Consider the following 15252-nt stretch of genomic DNA (forward strand, 5'->3'; position numbering starts at 1 on the left):
CGCAAATCGGGCGGGTCCGTTCGGGCCCGCCGACCCACGATCGAAAGGACCCCGCATGGGCGTCAGCTTGACCAAGGGCGGAAACGTTTCCCTCACCAAGGAAGCGCCGAACCTGACCGCTGTGGCCGTCGGCCTCGGCTGGGATGTCCGCACGACGACAGGCACCGACTTCGACCTCGACGCCAGCGCGATCGCAACCGGTGCCGACAAGAAGGTCGTGTCCGACCAGCACTTCGTGTTCTTCAACAACCTGAAGTCGCCCGACGGCTCGATCGAGCACGTCGGTGACAACCGCACCGGTGAGGGTGAGGGCGACGACGAGGTCATCAACGTCGACCTCGCGGCGGTCCCGGCCAACATCGACAGCATCTTCTTCCCGGTGTCGATCTACGACGCCGAGGCCCGCAGCCAGTCGTTCGGTCAGGTCCGCAACGCCTACATCCGCGTCGTCAACCGCGCGAACGGCACCGAACTGGCCCGCTACGACCTCACCGAGGATGCCTCCACCGAGACCGCCATGGTGTTCGGTGAGCTCTACCGGCACGGCGCCGAGTGGAAGTTCCGTGCGATCGGTCAGGGATACGCGTCCGGCCTGGCGGGGATCGCCCGCGACTACGGCGTCAACGTCTAGCTCGTTCGATGAACTCGATCCGGTCCCGGCCGTCCGTAGCCGGGACCGGACTCGTCTTCCTGGCTTTTGCAGTACCTCGCTGCATCGACCTGACTACTGATCAAGAAAGGCCGCAGTCGTGATACTGCGAATATTCGGGGCGTCGTTCGCCGTCACCGTTGTCTCCCTCGTCGTCGCCTTCCTGTACGGCGGCCCCCAAGCTCTGTTCCTCGCCGCCATCCTCGGCGTCCTCGAGGTCTCGCTGTCGTTCGACAACGCGGTCATCAACGCGACCGTGTTGCAGCGGATGAGCGATTTCTGGCAGAAGATCTTCCTCACCGTCGGCATCCTCATCGCCGTCTTCGGCATGCGCCTGGTGTTCCCGCTGGTCATCGTGTGGGCCGCGTCGGGCCTCGGGCCCGTCGAGGCGCTGAGACTCGCCCTGAATCCGCCGGCCGACGGCGCCGCGTACTTCCCCGACGGCAGCCCCAGCTACGAAACGCTCATCACCGACGCACATCCGCAGATCGCTGCGTTCGGTGGCATGTTCCTGTTGATGTTGTTCCTGCACTTCATCTTCGAGGAACGCGAAATCAAGTGGCTGCAGTGGATCGAGCGCCCCCTCGCGAAGGCCGGCAAGCTCGACCAGCTCGAGGTCGTCGTCGCGTCGGCGCTGCTGCTGATCACGGCGACGGTCATCGCGCCCGACGACAAGGTCTCGACGGTGATGATCGCCGGCGTGCTGGGCATGATCACCTACATCGCGGTCAACGGACTCGGTGAGATGTTCCACATCCCCGAGGAGGACGAGGAGTCCGCGGGCGGGCCGTCCGCCCTGGCCAAGGCCACCGGTAAGGCCGGCTTCTTCCTGTTCCTCTACCTCGAGGTTCTCGACGCGTCGTTCTCGTTCGACGGCGTCATCGGCGCGTTCGCGATCACGTCCGACCCGATCATCATCGCCCTGGGCCTCGGCTTCATCGGCGCGATGTTCGTCCGCTCGATCACGATCTTCCTGGTCCGCAAGGGCACGCTGTCGGAGTACGTGTACCTCGAGCACGGCGCCCACTGGGCGATCGGTGCGCTCGCGCTGATCCTGCTGTACTCGATCGGCACGCACGTCCCCGAGATCGTCACCGGCCTCGTCGGTATCGCGCTGATCGGCGCGGCCTTCGCATCCAGCGTCTACCGCAACCGCAAGGAGAAGGCACGGGAGGCCGTCGTCACCTCCTGACCCGGGCTGCCGCACCTCACGGTGAAGGGCACGTTCGACCGGTCCAACCGGTCGAACGTGCCCTTCATTCGTTTCTGGGGAGAGGCGGTCGGCCGACCGTCACGGCGTGTCGTACGAACAGATGATTGTTGCACTTTCAACGACTATCACCCTCTGTTTCACCCTGTCCCGCGGATAACGCAGGCGGGACGGACCTCGACAGTGCTGCTGAGTACCACGCGTTGCCCGTCCGGTCGGTGAAGCCGAACAGCCGGATCACGCGTGGCGGTGTGCGTTCTCCGAAGTGCTGCGGGCACTCACGCACCCGCGAACCGGATCGGGGTGCGCTGCCGCCGTGCGGGGCGGAGCGCATCGCAGTGAGATGAGGGACAGATGGTTGTGGATGCAGTTGCCGACGACCTCGGCGTAGTGCGGAAAGCGGAAGTGCGCCTGGCGGAGGCGCACGAGCTGGCCAGGTGGGACGAACTCGTCGCCGCGAATCCCGACGGGGGTTCGGTCTGGCGTGGCCGGGAGTACTCCGAACACGAACGTGTCCTGGGCTTCACTCCGGTCTATCTGATGGTCGACGACATCGCCTGCACCGTGCTCGAGCGGCGCATCCCGCTGTTGGGGCGGTTGTGGCATCTGCCGGCGGGTCCGGGCGTACTCGACGTCAGCACCCTCATGCGGGTGTCCGATGCGCTGGCGGAGTTCGCGGCCGAGCAGGGTGTGTTCACCGTGCGGATCGAACCGCTGATCCGCGACGATGCTGCCGAGCGGGAGCGTCTGCTCGCGGCGGGGTATCGGCGCGTGCCCGGGTGGGCGCCGTCGCACACGATCGTCGTGGACATCACCGGATCGGAGGACGACGTGCTGGCCCGGTTCGGGCAGCGGGCACGCCGCTGGATCCGCAAGGCGGCCCGGGTCGGTGTCGTCGTCGAACGGGTCGAGGCGACCGACGAGAACTGCCGCATCCTCTACGACCTGCTGACCGCGACGGCCGACGGACGGTTCCCGATCCGGACCTTCGAGCATGTCCGCAGCCTCTACCAGCGGCTGCAGGCCAGCGGCAACGGCCAGTTGTTCCTCGCGCGTCTCGACGGGAAGGTCGTGGCCGGCGCCTACGCGATGCTCGTGGGTGACAACGCGCTGTACCTGACCGGGGCATCGGTGCGGAAGGAGCCGGGGCGGTCCGAGGAGAACGGTCTCGGCGCGCACGGGGTCGGCCATGCGGTGCAGTGGGAACTGATGCGGTGGGCGCGGGAACACGGGGCCGTGCGGTACGACATGTGCGGGACCCCGCCGTCGTGGGAGGCGGACGATCCGGCGCATCCGCTGCACGGCGTCGGTCAGTTCAAGTTGAGTTTCGACAAGACCATCGTCGACTACATCGGTGCCTACGACGTCCCGGCGCGGCGGATCCGGGCGAACCTCCTGTACGGCTACGAGCGGATGCTGATCGCGGCGGCGGAGCGCCCCCTGTTCCGCAGGTTCCTCACCTGACCGGGTGACGGCGTCGTCGCGGGAAGGCCGTCGTCGCGGGAACGCTTCGGAGTCAGGGAGTTCGGAACAGTCCCTCGCGCAGAAGTGTTTCCGCGTCGGCGAAAGCGCGGGCGCGGCGCGTGATGGTGGGAGCGCCCGGCGGGTTGCCGCTCCACTGGTCGAACAGTGTGCTCAGGCTCAACGCCAGCCGTTCAGGCGCATGCCACGAACTCCATCGCCCGAATTCGTTGCTGCGCACTATTTCTCGCGCCGCCTGCCGCACGGAGGTCCCGCGCTCGTAGTGCACGCGGCCGACGTCGCGCAGCCACAACCAGTAGTCGCGGAGTGCGCGCAGGTCGTCGACGGTCCCGGTCGACCCGTGACCGGGAACGTACACCGCGGCGTCCCACCCGATGAGGCGGTCGAGGGCGGCGAACCAGTTGTCGAGCGGACCGTTCCACAGGATCGGGGTGGATCCGACCCACAACAGGTCGCCGGTGAACACCACGCCCGCGTCGGGCACGTGCACGACGACGTCGCCCGCGGTGTGGCACGGGCCCAGGCGCTCGAGGTCCACCGTGCGATCGCCGACCGTCAGCCGGAGGGTCGTGTCGAAGGTGCGGTCCGGCAAACGTGGTGTGCGACGGGGGAATCGGGCCCCCGCTCGCACCCGTGCCGAGTAGGCCACAGCCGCACTCACCGGCCCCGGCATGCGGCCGATCAACTCGCCCGCGGTCGCCAGCGCCCTCAAGCCGGCGGGCGGCAGGTCCTCGTGCATCGCGTCCAACGCCGCCGCACTGGTGGTGATCCGCGCCGTCGGGGGCAGTGTGTCGTTGCCCCACCAGTGATCTCCGTCGGAATGGGTGTTGACCGCTTCCGTGACGGGAGCGTCGATGACGAGCGGTTGCTGTACGTCGGAAATGCGCTGGGCCCACGCCACATCCCAGACGGTGTCCACGACCAGGGATGCCGCGCCGGGGGAGACGACGAGCCCGGTGTTCGCTTCGCCCCATCCGCCGCCCGGGCGCACGAATGCCCACACCCCGTCGCCGATCTGCGTCAGACCACCGTGTTCCATATGCGCCCCCTGATCTGTATGGACCATCCACGCTACCGCCCGGAGGGCGTGGGTTTCGGCCGGAGGGTGGGCGGGTAATTCGCACGGGGCAACTGTGTCGGAGACGCACGGGGCAACTGTGTCGGAGACGCACGGGGCAACTGTGTCGGAGACGCACGGGGCAACTGTGTCGGAGACGCACGGGGCAACTGTGTCGAGGAGAGGTGGGTGTGGGGCATGAGACCAGCAACGGTACTGGGAACCACAGCGGCGACGGCGATCACCGCTTTCGTCGGGTCCGTCGCGTCCCGGGGATCGGATTCCCGCTGGTACCGCCGCCTCCGTAAGCCGTCGTTCCAGCCGCCGGCCTCGGCTTTCCCCATCGTCTGGACCGCGTTGTACGCCGACATCGCGGTCACGTCCGCAGCGGCGATCGACGAACTGACCCGGCGTCGCGAACTCGATGCGCGACGCGCGTACGTCGCCGCGCTCGCCGCGAATCTCGTGCTCAACGGCTCGTGGTCGTGGGTGTTCTTCAAGGGCGGACGGCTCGTCCCGGCAACGGTGGTCGCGGCACTCCTCGCCGCTAGCAGTGCCGACCTCGTACGACGCACCGCCGACGCCGTGCCCATCGCGGGTGCGGCACTGGCACCCTATGCGGCGTGGACCGGGTTCGCGACGGTGCTGAGCGGGCGGATCGCGCAGCTCAACCGGTGACGTGCTTCACCCGGCGCAGGTGCACGGCGACCGGGACTTCGGCATACGCGATGATGGGGACATGCTCGAAACACCCGTGATGATCGGCATCGTCTCCATCTGCATCGGATTCGTGTTCTTCATGCTTGCCGCGACCGGAACCCGGAGCAAGTGGGACAAGAAGGTGACGATCACGCTGTTCGCCGTCGCGATCGTGTTCATGACGATCATCCCGGTGATCGGTGCGGTCGGATTCGCGGCCTGACCGCACGTCTCACGGCCGGGTGAGTGCATCGCGCAGCACGGCGGCGAACTTCTCGGGCTGCTCGACGAATCCGGCGTGACCTCCGGGAAACTCCTTCGGTGTCAAGGAAAGTGCCTCGGCCAGGGCGATCGACGTCGCGTACGTCACGAGCCCCCGCGACTCGGCGCCGATGCCGACCACGAGTCGTGCGGGCGTCGCCGCCAACGCGGCGAGGTCGGGCAGATAGCGGGTGGTTCCCCGGATCTCGTGGGCGAAGAAGCGGGCGCCGTCGGCGAGGTCCTGGTCCGGTGACTCTCCCGGCGGGGGACCGGAGGGTTGTTCGTCGGGCCCGGCAGCGCCGGAGTCGAATCCGGCGAAGGCCATGAACGCGGCCCACGCCGCACCGAGGCCGTCACGGTGGAAGGTGTCGACCATCGCATCCACCGCGGCGCGTCGCTCGGCGGCGTCGTGCAGCAGCTCGAGGAGCGGCGGTTCGTGAGCGACCAGTGTGCGTACCCGCTTCGGGTGCAGTGTCACGAGGGCGAGACCGGTGACCGCGCCTCCGCTGGTGCCGAAGACGTCGGCGGCCTCCGCATCGAGGGCGTCGAGGACGGCGACGAGGTCGGCGGCGCGCAGGTCGGGGGTCGAATCGGAGTGCGGGTCGTCGAGGACACTGCGCCCGATACCGCGCGGGTCGTGGGTGACGACGGTGTGGTCGTCCGCGAGGACCTCGGCGAACGGGGCCAGGGCCGCGGCGCCCATCGGGGCGCCGGTCAGGATCAGCAGGGGGCCGGCGCCGCGAACCTCGCAGTGCAGCCGGCCGCCGGACACGGGAACGGTGTGTGTGATGGTCATGCACGAACAGACCCGCGCGGACGTGGTTTCTCATCGCCCGCCAATTGGTGACCGAAGTTGTCCGCAATCGCTCTTACCGTGGATTACATCATCACCACGACGGAAGGGCAGTGGACATGACCGACAATTCCCGAACCGGAGAACGCGCGGACATCCTCGACATTCTCGCGGAACAGCGCGAGATGCTGCTGATCACCGCCCGCAACCTGACCGACGAACAGGCCCGCACGCGCAGCACCGTCAGCGATCTCACGGTCGGCGGTTTGATCAAGCACGTCACGGCGACGGAGAAGACCTGGATCGCGACGATCCGCAACCTCGACGACACCACCACGTTCGACATGGAGTCGGCGATGGTGCAGTACTACATGAACGACGACGAGACCCTCGCCGGCCTGCTCGAGGCGTACGCCGAGGTCGCGCGGGAGACCGAACGGTTCGTCCTGGCACTCGACGATCTCGACTTGCAGGTGCCGCTGCCCACCGCGCCCTGGGCGCCGGAGCGGGAGTGGTGGAGTGCGCGAAAGGTGTTGCTGCACATCATTCGTGAGACCGCACACCACAGCGGCCACGCAGACATCATCCGCGAATCGCTCGACGGCGCGAACAGCACCATGCAGCGCGGCGCAGACGCCGGCATGACCTTCGACTAGCCGTCCCTCCCCACCCCCTCTTTTCCGAGCGAATGTATCCCTCGTCTCCTTCAATCGACTGAATGTACCGCTCGCTCGGAAAAAGAGGGGGAGGGCCGCACCGCCGCCCTGCGTGCGGAGTCGAGTGCGAAAAGGTTTTCGTCCCATCCGGATTCGAGTGGTCCGAAGAAGTGGAAGCGCACCTGCTTGATCTTGTACAGCCAGCGGCCGTCGATCTTGACGACCTCGTCCGTGTACCGGCCGGCGGCGACGCTCGCGACCCCGTCGGTGACGCACGGCTGCCACAGGAACGAGCGGACGGTCGCGCGGTCGCCGTCGAGGTCGATCTCCAGGTTGGTGATGAAGTGCCAGAAGGCGGTCAGTCCGCCGTCGGCGAGGCCGGCGAAGAACTCGCGCATCTCGGCCTTCCCGCGCGGGTGGGACAGGCCGTCGAATTCACCGTCGTCGGTGAACAGGTCCATCAGCGCGTCCCAGTCCCCGTCGTCGAGGTGGCGGCAGTAGCGGGCGTCGAGCAAGCGGATTGCCTCGAGGTCCTCGAGGCGGGCGATGCGGTCGGCGAGAGTGGCCTCGCCGGTGAACTCCATGGCGGTCACAGCGTGATCCTCCGAGATCGATAATCGACGGTGATTAACGCACGTTCATGTGATGTGGACCATATTCCAGGGGTTATCGGGTGGTCAAGTCGGGGTTCTTGCTGGTCGTTTGTTCGACCTCTACGCTCCGATACATGAACACTCGGTCGGTTGGTGTGCAGGTGGGGGTGCGCGAACGCATTCTGGAGACGGCGCTCGACGAGTTCTATGCGTCCGGATTCCACGGTGCGACGATGCGCAATATCGCCAACAGTGCAGGTTGCAGCGCTGCGAACGTCTACAACCACTTCGAGAACAAGTCCGAACTGCTCGTCGAGATCCTGCGACGGGCCAGTGACGAACAGTTCACCGTCACCCGCAATGCCCTGCGCAAGGCCGGCCCGCATCCGGTCGATCGCTGGCGCGCCGCGGTCGTGGCGCACGCCCTGTACACCGCCCGCAATCCCCGCGCCTGCCTGGTGGCCAACTCCGAACTGCGCTACCTCGGCGAAGTGGACCGCAAGCGTGTCGTCGGCTCCCGCGACGCGCAGGAACAGCTGTTCGTCGACATTGCTCGAGACGGCGTCGACCAGGGTGTTTTCTCGGTTCCGCATGTTCACCAGGCCGTCACGGCGGTGCTGACGATGTGCGCCGGCATCCCACTCTGGTTCCGGCCCGAGGGTCCGCTCACGGCCCAGCAGGTCGCCGACGACTACGGCGTCTACGCCCTCAACCTCGTCGGATACCGGCCTTCGTAGCGTTCAGCCGTTGACGGGGTGACGGAGGTCATGCTGTACTGGGTGAACAAGCGTTAATGCCTTGCTTGCCCGCCTGCCCGGCCCATCGAGGGAGTGTCCATGACCCACCGGCCGTCCCAGCCACGCACCGATACCCCGCGCTACCTCACCGAGGAACGCCTCGCCATCCGCGACCTCGCGCGGGACTTCGCGATGACGAAGGTGCTGCCCATCGCCAACGAACTCGACCCCGTCCAGGGCACGATCCCGGATTCGCTGAAGAAGGAAATGGCCGACATCGGTTTCTTCGGCATCATGATCCCGGAGGAGCACGGGGGCCTCGGGCTCGGCGTCTTCGAGTACTGCCTCGTCGCCGAAGAGTTGTCCCGTGCCTGGATGAGCGTGTCGGGCCTGCTCGCCCGCGGCAACGGCATGGGCGGCGGCTTCACCCCGGAGCAGGAGGCGGCACTGCTGCCGAAGGTCGCCCGCGGCGAATACCTCGGCGCCTACGCGCTCTCGGAGGCCGAAGCCGGATCCGACGTCGCCAACATCTCGTGCCGCGCCACCCGCGACGGCGACGAGTGGGTCGTCAACGGCACCAAGATGTGGTGCACCTACGCCGACGAAGCCGACTACCTGGTTCTGTTCGCCCGCACCGACCCGAACAAGGACCCCGCCAAGCCGCACCGCGGCATCAGCGCGTTCCTCGTCGAGAAGGAACGCGGCGTATTCCCGGAAGGGATCTCCGGTACGAAGGTCCGCAAGATCGGCTACTTCGGGTGGAACACCTGGGAGCTGTCGTTCGACAACTTCCGCATCCCGGCGTCGGCGATGCTCGGCGAGGAGGGCAAGGGCTTCTACCTCGCCGTGTCGGGACTCGAGGTCGGCCGCGCGCACACCGCGGCGCGGGCGATCGGCCTGGCGCGGGCCGCGCTCGAGGACTCCATCGCGTACGTCCACACCCGCCGCCAGTTCGGCCGCCCCATCGGCGATTTCCAGCACCTCCGGTTCAAGATCGCGAAGATGGCGGCCGACATCGAAGCGGCCCGCCAGCTCATGTACTCGGTTGCCACCGACATCGACACCGGGCGGCGCTGCTCGCTCGAGGCGTCTATGTGCAAGCTCGTCGCCACCGAGATGGCCGAGCAGGTCACCAGTGAGGCCGTGCAGATCCACGGCGGTGCCGGTTACACCACCGACTTCCAGGTCGAACGGCACTGGCGGGATGCGCGCCTGACGAAGATCTTCGAGGGCACCAGCGAGATCCAGATGCGCATCATCTCCGACGAACTGCTCGGAAGGGTCGAAGACTGATGACCCTCACGACATCCGATCTCGTCACCGTCGGAGACCGAATCGCCGGAGCCGCAAGGGAACTCGCACCGCTGCTCGCCGAAGCCGGCATCGCCCTGCCCGGCGGCAGTGCGCTCGCGGGCGCGATCGCCGCCGAACTGCTGACACCGCCCATCCTCGGCGCAACCCGGACCGGCATCACCTGGTCCACGAGCCGTCCGGTCACCCACGACGATGCCGTTCACGCGGACGTGCTGGTCACGCGCATCGCCGACGGCATCGTCGACCGGTACGTCCGGCTCGTCGACGACACCGGGACCGTGCGGGAGTGTGGAACCGAAACCTGGCGGCTCGACGATTCGACCGCCGCCCCGGCGCGTCCGGAGCTGGACTTCTGCACCGCGGCGTGGGGTGAGCTGCTGCGCGCACGTCTCGACGAGGACGCGGAGTTCGCGTCGTCGTTGTCGAGCTGGGACGGCACGATCGGCCTGCGCTGCGACGACCGGGAACTGCACCTGCGGATCTACAAGGGCCGCATCGTCGACGTCACGCGGCGCACCCCGCACGGCGCGACCTTCACCTTCGTTGCGCCGGCCCATCTCTGGGCCGAGGTGGTGCTCGCCGAACGCGACGACTTCATGCGCCGTGCCATCGGCGGCGAATTCTCCTCCAGCGGAGACGGATACGAGTACCTGCGACTCACCAAACCGCTCAACATCGTCATCGCGCACGCGCGCGCACTCGCCCAGGAGGTCCGGCCGTGATCGAAGCGCGCTACCTCGAGATCGCCGGTGCCCTCGGGTTCGTCGAGATCGTCACCCCCGATGCGCATCCCGCGCCGGATACGTTGCCGACCGTGCTCTGCATCCACACCGCGGGGCAGAGCGGCGTGCAGTACCGTCACGTCGCCCGCGACCTCGCCGCCCGCGGATACCGCGTCATCGTGCCCGATCTGCCGGGCCACGGACGCTCCGAGCCGGCCCCGGGCGGACCGGTCACGTCGCTGACCGCCTACGGCGACTGGCTCTGCGCCGTCCTCGACGAACTCGAGATCGAGCGCCCCTATGTGGTCGGCTGCTCCATCGGCGGCAAGCTCACCCTCGAACTGTCCGTCCGCCCGGAACGTCCGCTGGCCGGCGCCGTCGCGATGGAGGCCGAGGCCGGTCCGGGTCGCGTCAACGTCGCCGGACTGCGGCGGGAACTCGAGGACGTCGCCGGCCCGGCTCGCGCCGAACGCACCTATCTCGGAACCCTGGCGTCGGTGGGCACCTCGGTGCCCGACGACAAAGCACGCGTGATCGCGACGATGCACAAGCGCGAGGACCCCGAGATCTCCTCGTCCGATCTGATCGGCTGGGGCAGCCACGACGTCCGCGACCGTCTGCACCTCATCGACGCACCCATCCATCTCGTCGCCGGCCTCGACGATCCGTGGATCCGCGCCGCCGAGGTCGAGCAGGTGGCCGCCCGCGTCAACGAGGCGCATCCCGGCCTCGCGCGGTACACCGGGCTGTCGGGGATCGGCCACTACCCGATGGAGGAAGTCGACGACTTCGCCGCCGTCGTCGACACCTGGTTCCGCGAACTCGACGAAACCGATCTTTCGGTAAGGGATTCCGAGGAGGTTGCGTTGTGACCACCACCGACACCACCTCGCTGACCGGACTCCTCGCGGAGTTGATCACCACCGACCCGGACGCGCCGCTCGCCTTCGACGTCGTCGGTGACGAGATCCGCACCTGCACCCGCGCCCGTTTCGGCGAACAGGTCGAGGCCCTGCGCACCGAACTCGCGGATGCCGGAATCGAATCCGGCCAGTGCATCGCCGTGATGCTGCCGAACTGGTCCGACGCGCTGGTGTGGCAGTTTGCCGCGTCGTCGCTCGGCGCCCACGTCATCGGCGTCAACACCCGCTACAACACCGGCGAGGTCGCGCACATCCTCGTCGCCGCCCGCCCGGCGGTGGTCGCCGTGGCCGCGTCCTTCCACGGTCTCGATCTGTTCGGAACACTGAGTGCCGCAGCGGAATCGGCTTCGGAGGTCGCCACCCCGGCCGTCGCGGTAGTCACCGGTCCGTCCGCACCGGCCACACCCGTCGACCCAGCGGGATTCGACCTCGGCGGCGGAGCATGGCTCGTCGGCAGCGGCGACATCCGCGGCACCCGTGTACCCCGTACCCCGGTCACCGCGACGGTCACCGCCGCCGGTGCGGTCGCCGATCCGTCGGACCTGCTTGCGGTGGCGTTCACGACCTCCGGGTCCACCGGCACGCCCAAGCTTGCCGCGCACCGGGATTCGGCGGTGGTGCGGCACGGTCGCGCCGACGCCGCGATCATGGGAGTGGTCCCCGGCGATGTGACGTTGTGCGTGCTGCCGGTGTCCGGAGTGTTCGGATTCAGCACCGCCATGGCGACGCTCGCCGGTGGTGGAAGCCTGCTCATGGAACCGGTGTTCGACGCCGCCGCGGTGCTCCGCCGCATGCAGGAGTTGAAGGTCACCCACGTGGTGGGCGGCGACGACCTGTTCGGACGGCTGTACGACACCTGGCACACGGAGCCACGTTCCGACCTGTCGGCTCTGAAGTGGCTCGGTATCGCCGACTTCCTGGGTCGATCCCACGACATCGCCCGCTGGGCCCGCGACGAATTCGGTGCCCTCACCTCCGGTGTCTTCGGTTCGTCCGAGGTCTTCGCGCTCACACTGCTGTGGTCCGCCGAGGATCCGGAGTCGGTGCGCTGGAACGGCGGCGGACGGCCGGTGGCACCGTGGATCGAAGCGCGGATCGTCGATCCGGTGGACGACCGCGTCCTTCCCGCCGGTGAGCAGGGTGAGCTGCAGTTGCGCGGTCCCAACGTCGTCGACGCCTATCTCGGCAACCCGGAGGCGGCGCAGCGCGCGTTCACGGCCGACGGCTGGTTCCGGAGCGGCGACCTCGCGGTCGCGACCGGTGACGGCGCCTATCGATTCGTGTGCCGTATGGGAGATGTGCTGCGGCTGCGTGGATTCCTCGTCGACCCCGCGGAGATCGAGCACCGCCTCGCGCAGCACCCCGACGTGGGGATCGTCAAGGTCGTCGGGATCGCCGGCGACGGCGGCTACACGCAGGCCGTCGCGTTCGTCGTCCCCACCGACGACGCGTCCACCGACACCGATGCCGACGTACTGAAGCGCTGGTGCCGTGAGGAACTCGCGGCGTTCAAGGTGCCGTCGGCAGTGCACATCGTCGATCACCTGCCCACCACCGTGGGCGGAAACGGAACGAAGATCAGGGCCGTCGAGCTGCGCGAGTGGGCGCAGAACTGGACCGATCGCGAAAGGGACTACCGCCGTGACTGATTCCACCGCCGGCGCCACCGATGTGGTGATCTGCGAACCGCTGCGCACCCCCGTCGGCCGATACGGCGGCATGTTCGTCGACGTGCCCGCCACCGACCTCGCCGCCCGCGTCGTGTCGGAGTTGGTGTCCCGCACCGGCATCGACCCCGAGCAGATCGACGACGTGATCTTCGGCCAGTGCTACCCCAACGGGGAGGCTCCGGCGATGGGCCGGGTCGCCGCGCTCGACGCCGGCCTGCCCGTCACCGTCCCCGGGCTGCAGCTCGACCGTCGTTGCGGCTCGGGCCTGCAGGCGGTGCTCGACGCGGCGATGCGCGTCCAGACCGGTGTCGCCGACATCGTGATCGCCGGTGGCGTCGAATCCATGAGCCGCGCCGAGTACTACACCGAATCGATGCGCTGGGGCGCCAAGGGTGCCCCCGCGGCCCTGCACGACCGGCTCGCCCGCGGGCGCGTCACCGCCGGCGGACGCAACCATCCGGTTCCGGGCGGCATGCTCGAAACCGCGGAGAACCTGCGCCGCAAGTACGGCATCTCCCGCCTCGAGCAGGACGAACTCGCCGTCGAATCGCATCGCCGCGCGGTCGCGGCCATCGACTCCGGCAAGTTCGCGGAGGAGATCGTGCCGGTCACCGTGCCGCAGCGCAAGGGCGAGCCGAAGGTGATCGATCGCGACGAACACCCGCGCGCCGACACCACCGTCGAGACCCTCGCGAAACTGCGCCCGATCATGGGCAAGCAGGATCCCGACGCGACCGTGACCGCGGGCAACGCGAGCGGCCAGAACGACGGTGCCGCAGCCTGTGTCGTCACCAGCCGTGCCACCGCAGAGCGTCTCGGGTTGCGCCCGCTGGGCCGGCTCGTGACCTGGGCTGCCGCGGGCGTCGCCCCGTCCGAGATGGGTATCGGTCCGGTGCCGTCCACCGAGAAGGCGCTGAAGCGTGCCGGTCTGTCCCTCGCCGACATCGACCTGATCGAACTCAACGAGGCGTTCGCCGCGCAGGCACTCGCGGTGACCCGCGAATGGAATTTCACCGCAGCAGATTTCGATCGCACCAACGTCAACGGCTCCGGTATCTCGCTGGGGCATCCGGTCGGCGCGACCGGTGTGCGCATCCTCGCGACCCTGCTGCGTGAACTCGACCGCCGTGGTGCCCGCTACGGCCTCGAGACGATGTGCATCGGCGGTGGCCAGGGTCTGACCGCGATCTTCGAGCGGGTGTCGTGACCGCGCGCCCCCTCGACGGCGTCCAGGTCGTCGACCTGTCGAGTTTCGTCGCCGGTCCCACCGCGGGACGCATGCTCGCCGAACTCGGTGCCGACGTCATCCGCGTCGACCCGGTCGGCGGGGCCGTCGACGGTGGGCGCTGGCCGCTCACCGACGACGGCGAGAGCCTCTACTGGACCGGTCTCAACCAGGCGAAACGGTCCCTGGCGGTGGATCTGCGCAGCGACGAGGGCCGCGCGGTGGTCGTCGATCTGATCGCCCGGGCGGGCATCGTCCTCGAGAACGCCGCGCATGCCCCGTGGCTCGCGCACGAGGCGCTGGCCGCTCGCCGGCCCGACCTGATCCACCTGCACATCGCCGGCAACGCGGACGGAAGCCCGGCCGTCGATTACACCGTCAACGCAGCCGTCGGACTGCCGTCGATGACCGGACCGGCCGGGCACACCGCGCCGGTGAACCACGTGTTGCCCGCGTGGGACCTGATCACCGGTGTCCACGCCGCGCTCGGCATCGTCACGGCACTGCACCGGCGTGACCGGACCGGTGAGGGCAGCTATCTGGAACTCGCCCTCGACGACGTCGCGGTCTCCGCGGTCGCGAGCATGGGCTGGCTCGCCGAGGCCGAGGCGCGTGGGTCCGGTCGCGACCGGATCGGGAACGCGTTGTTCGGCAGCTACGGCTCCGACTTCCCGACGGGCGACGGTCGTTCGGTGATGATCGTCGGCCTGACGCCGGGGCAGTGGCGGGCGCTGGTCGAGGTCACCGGAACCGCGGATGTGTTCGCTGCGCTCGAGAAGCAACGCGGCCTCGATCTGACCGCGGAAGGTGATCGGTTCGAAGCGCGGGATGCGATCACCGCGATCCTCGCCCCGTGGTTCTCGTCGCGCACCCTCGCGCAGGTCGAAGCGGACCTTGCGGGCACCCGAGTGCTGTGGGCGCCGTACCGGACGATGGACGAGGTCGCCGCCGATCTCGCGGCCCGCCCGGACGCGGTGGTGCAGTACGTCGACCAGCCCGGGATCGGGCCCGTCCTGACCGCACGATCGCCACTGCGCTGGAACGGTCGGTACACCGAGGCGCGGCCGGCACCTCGGCACGGGCAGCACACCGACGAGATCCTCGCAGCGCTGTCGGACTGACGATCCCACCGGTTCGATTGGGATCGAACCGGATTCGCCCTCCGGGCTCGTTGTGGGTCTGTGTGTCGCATGCTACCGTCACGCGTGTATATACCGAGGTTGCTTGTGTATATACAGAACAACGGTCGGGGCATCACCGG

16 protein-coding genes are annotated in these 15252 nt (G+C 68.3%); 13 read left to right on the forward strand and 3 right to left on the reverse strand.

The features are described 5' to 3' along the window. Nucleotides 1-55: 55 nt before the first annotated feature. The 3 genes from ACWDUD_RS06355 to ACWDUD_RS06365 all read left to right on the forward strand — a co-directional run bounded on the left by ACWDUD_RS06355 (nt 56) and on the right by ACWDUD_RS06365 (nt 3323). Nucleotides 56-631, forward strand: coding sequence for a TerD family protein (locus ACWDUD_RS06355; RefSeq protein WP_197251073.1), 576 nt, complete (start codon nt 56-58; stop codon nt 629-631). Between the two features lie 118 nt (nt 632-749). Further along, on the forward strand, nt 750-1841 hold the full coding sequence (locus ACWDUD_RS06360) for a DUF475 domain-containing protein (protein ID WP_450108724.1): 1092 nt from the start codon (nt 750-752) through the stop codon (nt 1839-1841). 372 nt (nt 1842-2213) lie between these two features. Next, a complete protein-coding gene (locus ACWDUD_RS06365; RefSeq protein ID WP_450108725.1) occupies nt 2214-3323 on the forward strand; it encodes a lipid II:glycine glycyltransferase FemX in 1110 nt (369 codons plus the stop codon). Between the two features lie 52 nt (nt 3324-3375). Here the strand turns inward: ACWDUD_RS06365 and ACWDUD_RS06370 are convergent, their stop codons facing one another. After that, complete coding sequence (locus ACWDUD_RS06370; RefSeq protein ID WP_450108726.1) at nt 3376-4380, reverse strand: MBL fold metallo-hydrolase; 1005 nt, start codon at nt 4378-4380, stop codon at nt 3376-3378. Nucleotides 4381-4596: 216 nt separating this feature from the next. On the opposite strand from ACWDUD_RS06370, the gene ACWDUD_RS06375 reads away from it, so the two are divergent. Together ACWDUD_RS06375 and ACWDUD_RS06380 are read left to right on the forward strand one after the other, a co-directional pair. Beyond that, entirely contained in the window at nt 4597-5076 is a 480-nt protein-coding gene (locus ACWDUD_RS06375; protein ID WP_450108727.1) for a TspO/MBR family protein, read from the forward strand. A 61-nt stretch (nt 5077-5137) separates the two neighbouring features. Next, a complete protein-coding gene (locus ACWDUD_RS06380; protein ID WP_450108728.1) occupies nt 5138-5320 on the forward strand; it encodes a hypothetical protein in 183 nt (60 codons plus the stop codon). Between the two features lie 9 nt (nt 5321-5329). Here ACWDUD_RS06380 and ACWDUD_RS06385 read toward each other — a convergent pair whose 3' ends face one another. Further along, nucleotides 5330-6154: an alpha/beta fold hydrolase gene (locus ACWDUD_RS06385; protein WP_450108729.1), complete on the reverse strand. Its 825-nt coding sequence runs from the start codon at nt 6152-6154 to the stop codon at nt 5330-5332. 116 nt (nt 6155-6270) lie between these two features. On the opposite strand from ACWDUD_RS06385, the gene ACWDUD_RS06390 reads away from it, so the two are divergent. Then, entirely contained in the window at nt 6271-6807 is a 537-nt protein-coding gene (locus ACWDUD_RS06390) for a DinB family protein (RefSeq protein ID WP_450108730.1), read from the forward strand. Nucleotides 6808-6857: 50 nt separating this feature from the next. Here the strand turns inward: ACWDUD_RS06390 and ACWDUD_RS06395 are convergent, their stop codons facing one another. After that, nucleotides 6858-7391 (reverse strand): nuclear transport factor 2 family protein, encoded by a 534-nt coding sequence (locus tag ACWDUD_RS06395; RefSeq protein ID WP_450108824.1) that lies wholly within the window; start codon nt 7389-7391, stop codon nt 6858-6860. Between the two features lie 143 nt (nt 7392-7534). On the opposite strand from ACWDUD_RS06395, the gene ACWDUD_RS06400 reads away from it, so the two are divergent. The 7 genes from ACWDUD_RS06400 to ACWDUD_RS06430 all read left to right on the forward strand — a co-directional run bounded on the left by ACWDUD_RS06400 (nt 7535) and on the right by ACWDUD_RS06430 (nt 15112). Then, nucleotides 7535-8137, forward strand: coding sequence for a TetR/AcrR family transcriptional regulator (locus ACWDUD_RS06400; RefSeq protein ID WP_450108731.1), 603 nt, complete (start codon nt 7535-7537; stop codon nt 8135-8137). A gap of 99 nt (nt 8138-8236) precedes the next feature. Further along, complete coding sequence (locus tag ACWDUD_RS06405) at nt 8237-9430, forward strand: acyl-CoA dehydrogenase family protein (protein WP_450108732.1); 1194 nt, start codon at nt 8237-8239, stop codon at nt 9428-9430. Continuing rightward, the gene (locus ACWDUD_RS06410; RefSeq protein WP_450108733.1) at nt 9430-10173 is read left to right on the forward strand and encodes a hypothetical protein; all 744 of its coding nucleotides are present in this window, start codon (nt 9430-9432) and stop codon (nt 10171-10173) included. Before ACWDUD_RS06405 ends, ACWDUD_RS06410 begins: the two co-directional genes overlap by 1 nt. Next, nucleotides 10170-11045 (forward strand): alpha/beta fold hydrolase, encoded by an 876-nt coding sequence (locus tag ACWDUD_RS06415; protein ID WP_450108734.1) that lies wholly within the window; start codon nt 10170-10172, stop codon nt 11043-11045. Before ACWDUD_RS06410 ends, ACWDUD_RS06415 begins: the two co-directional genes overlap by 4 nt. After that, nucleotides 11042-12745 carry an AMP-binding protein gene (locus ACWDUD_RS06420; RefSeq protein WP_450108735.1) on the forward strand — a complete coding sequence of 568 codons (1704 nt, stop codon included), beginning with the start codon at nt 11042-11044 and terminating at the stop codon, nt 12743-12745. Before ACWDUD_RS06415 ends, ACWDUD_RS06420 begins: the two co-directional genes overlap by 4 nt. After that, nucleotides 12738-13973: an acetyl-CoA C-acetyltransferase gene (locus ACWDUD_RS06425; protein WP_450108736.1), complete on the forward strand. Its 1236-nt coding sequence runs from the start codon at nt 12738-12740 to the stop codon at nt 13971-13973. Before ACWDUD_RS06420 ends, ACWDUD_RS06425 begins: the two co-directional genes overlap by 8 nt. After that, nucleotides 13970-15112, forward strand: coding sequence for a CoA transferase (locus ACWDUD_RS06430; protein ID WP_450108737.1), 1143 nt, complete (start codon nt 13970-13972; stop codon nt 15110-15112). Before ACWDUD_RS06425 ends, ACWDUD_RS06430 begins: the two co-directional genes overlap by 4 nt. Nucleotides 15113-15252 lie beyond the last annotated feature (140 nt).

This window comes from Rhodococcus sp. NPDC003382 (assembly GCF_053589135.1).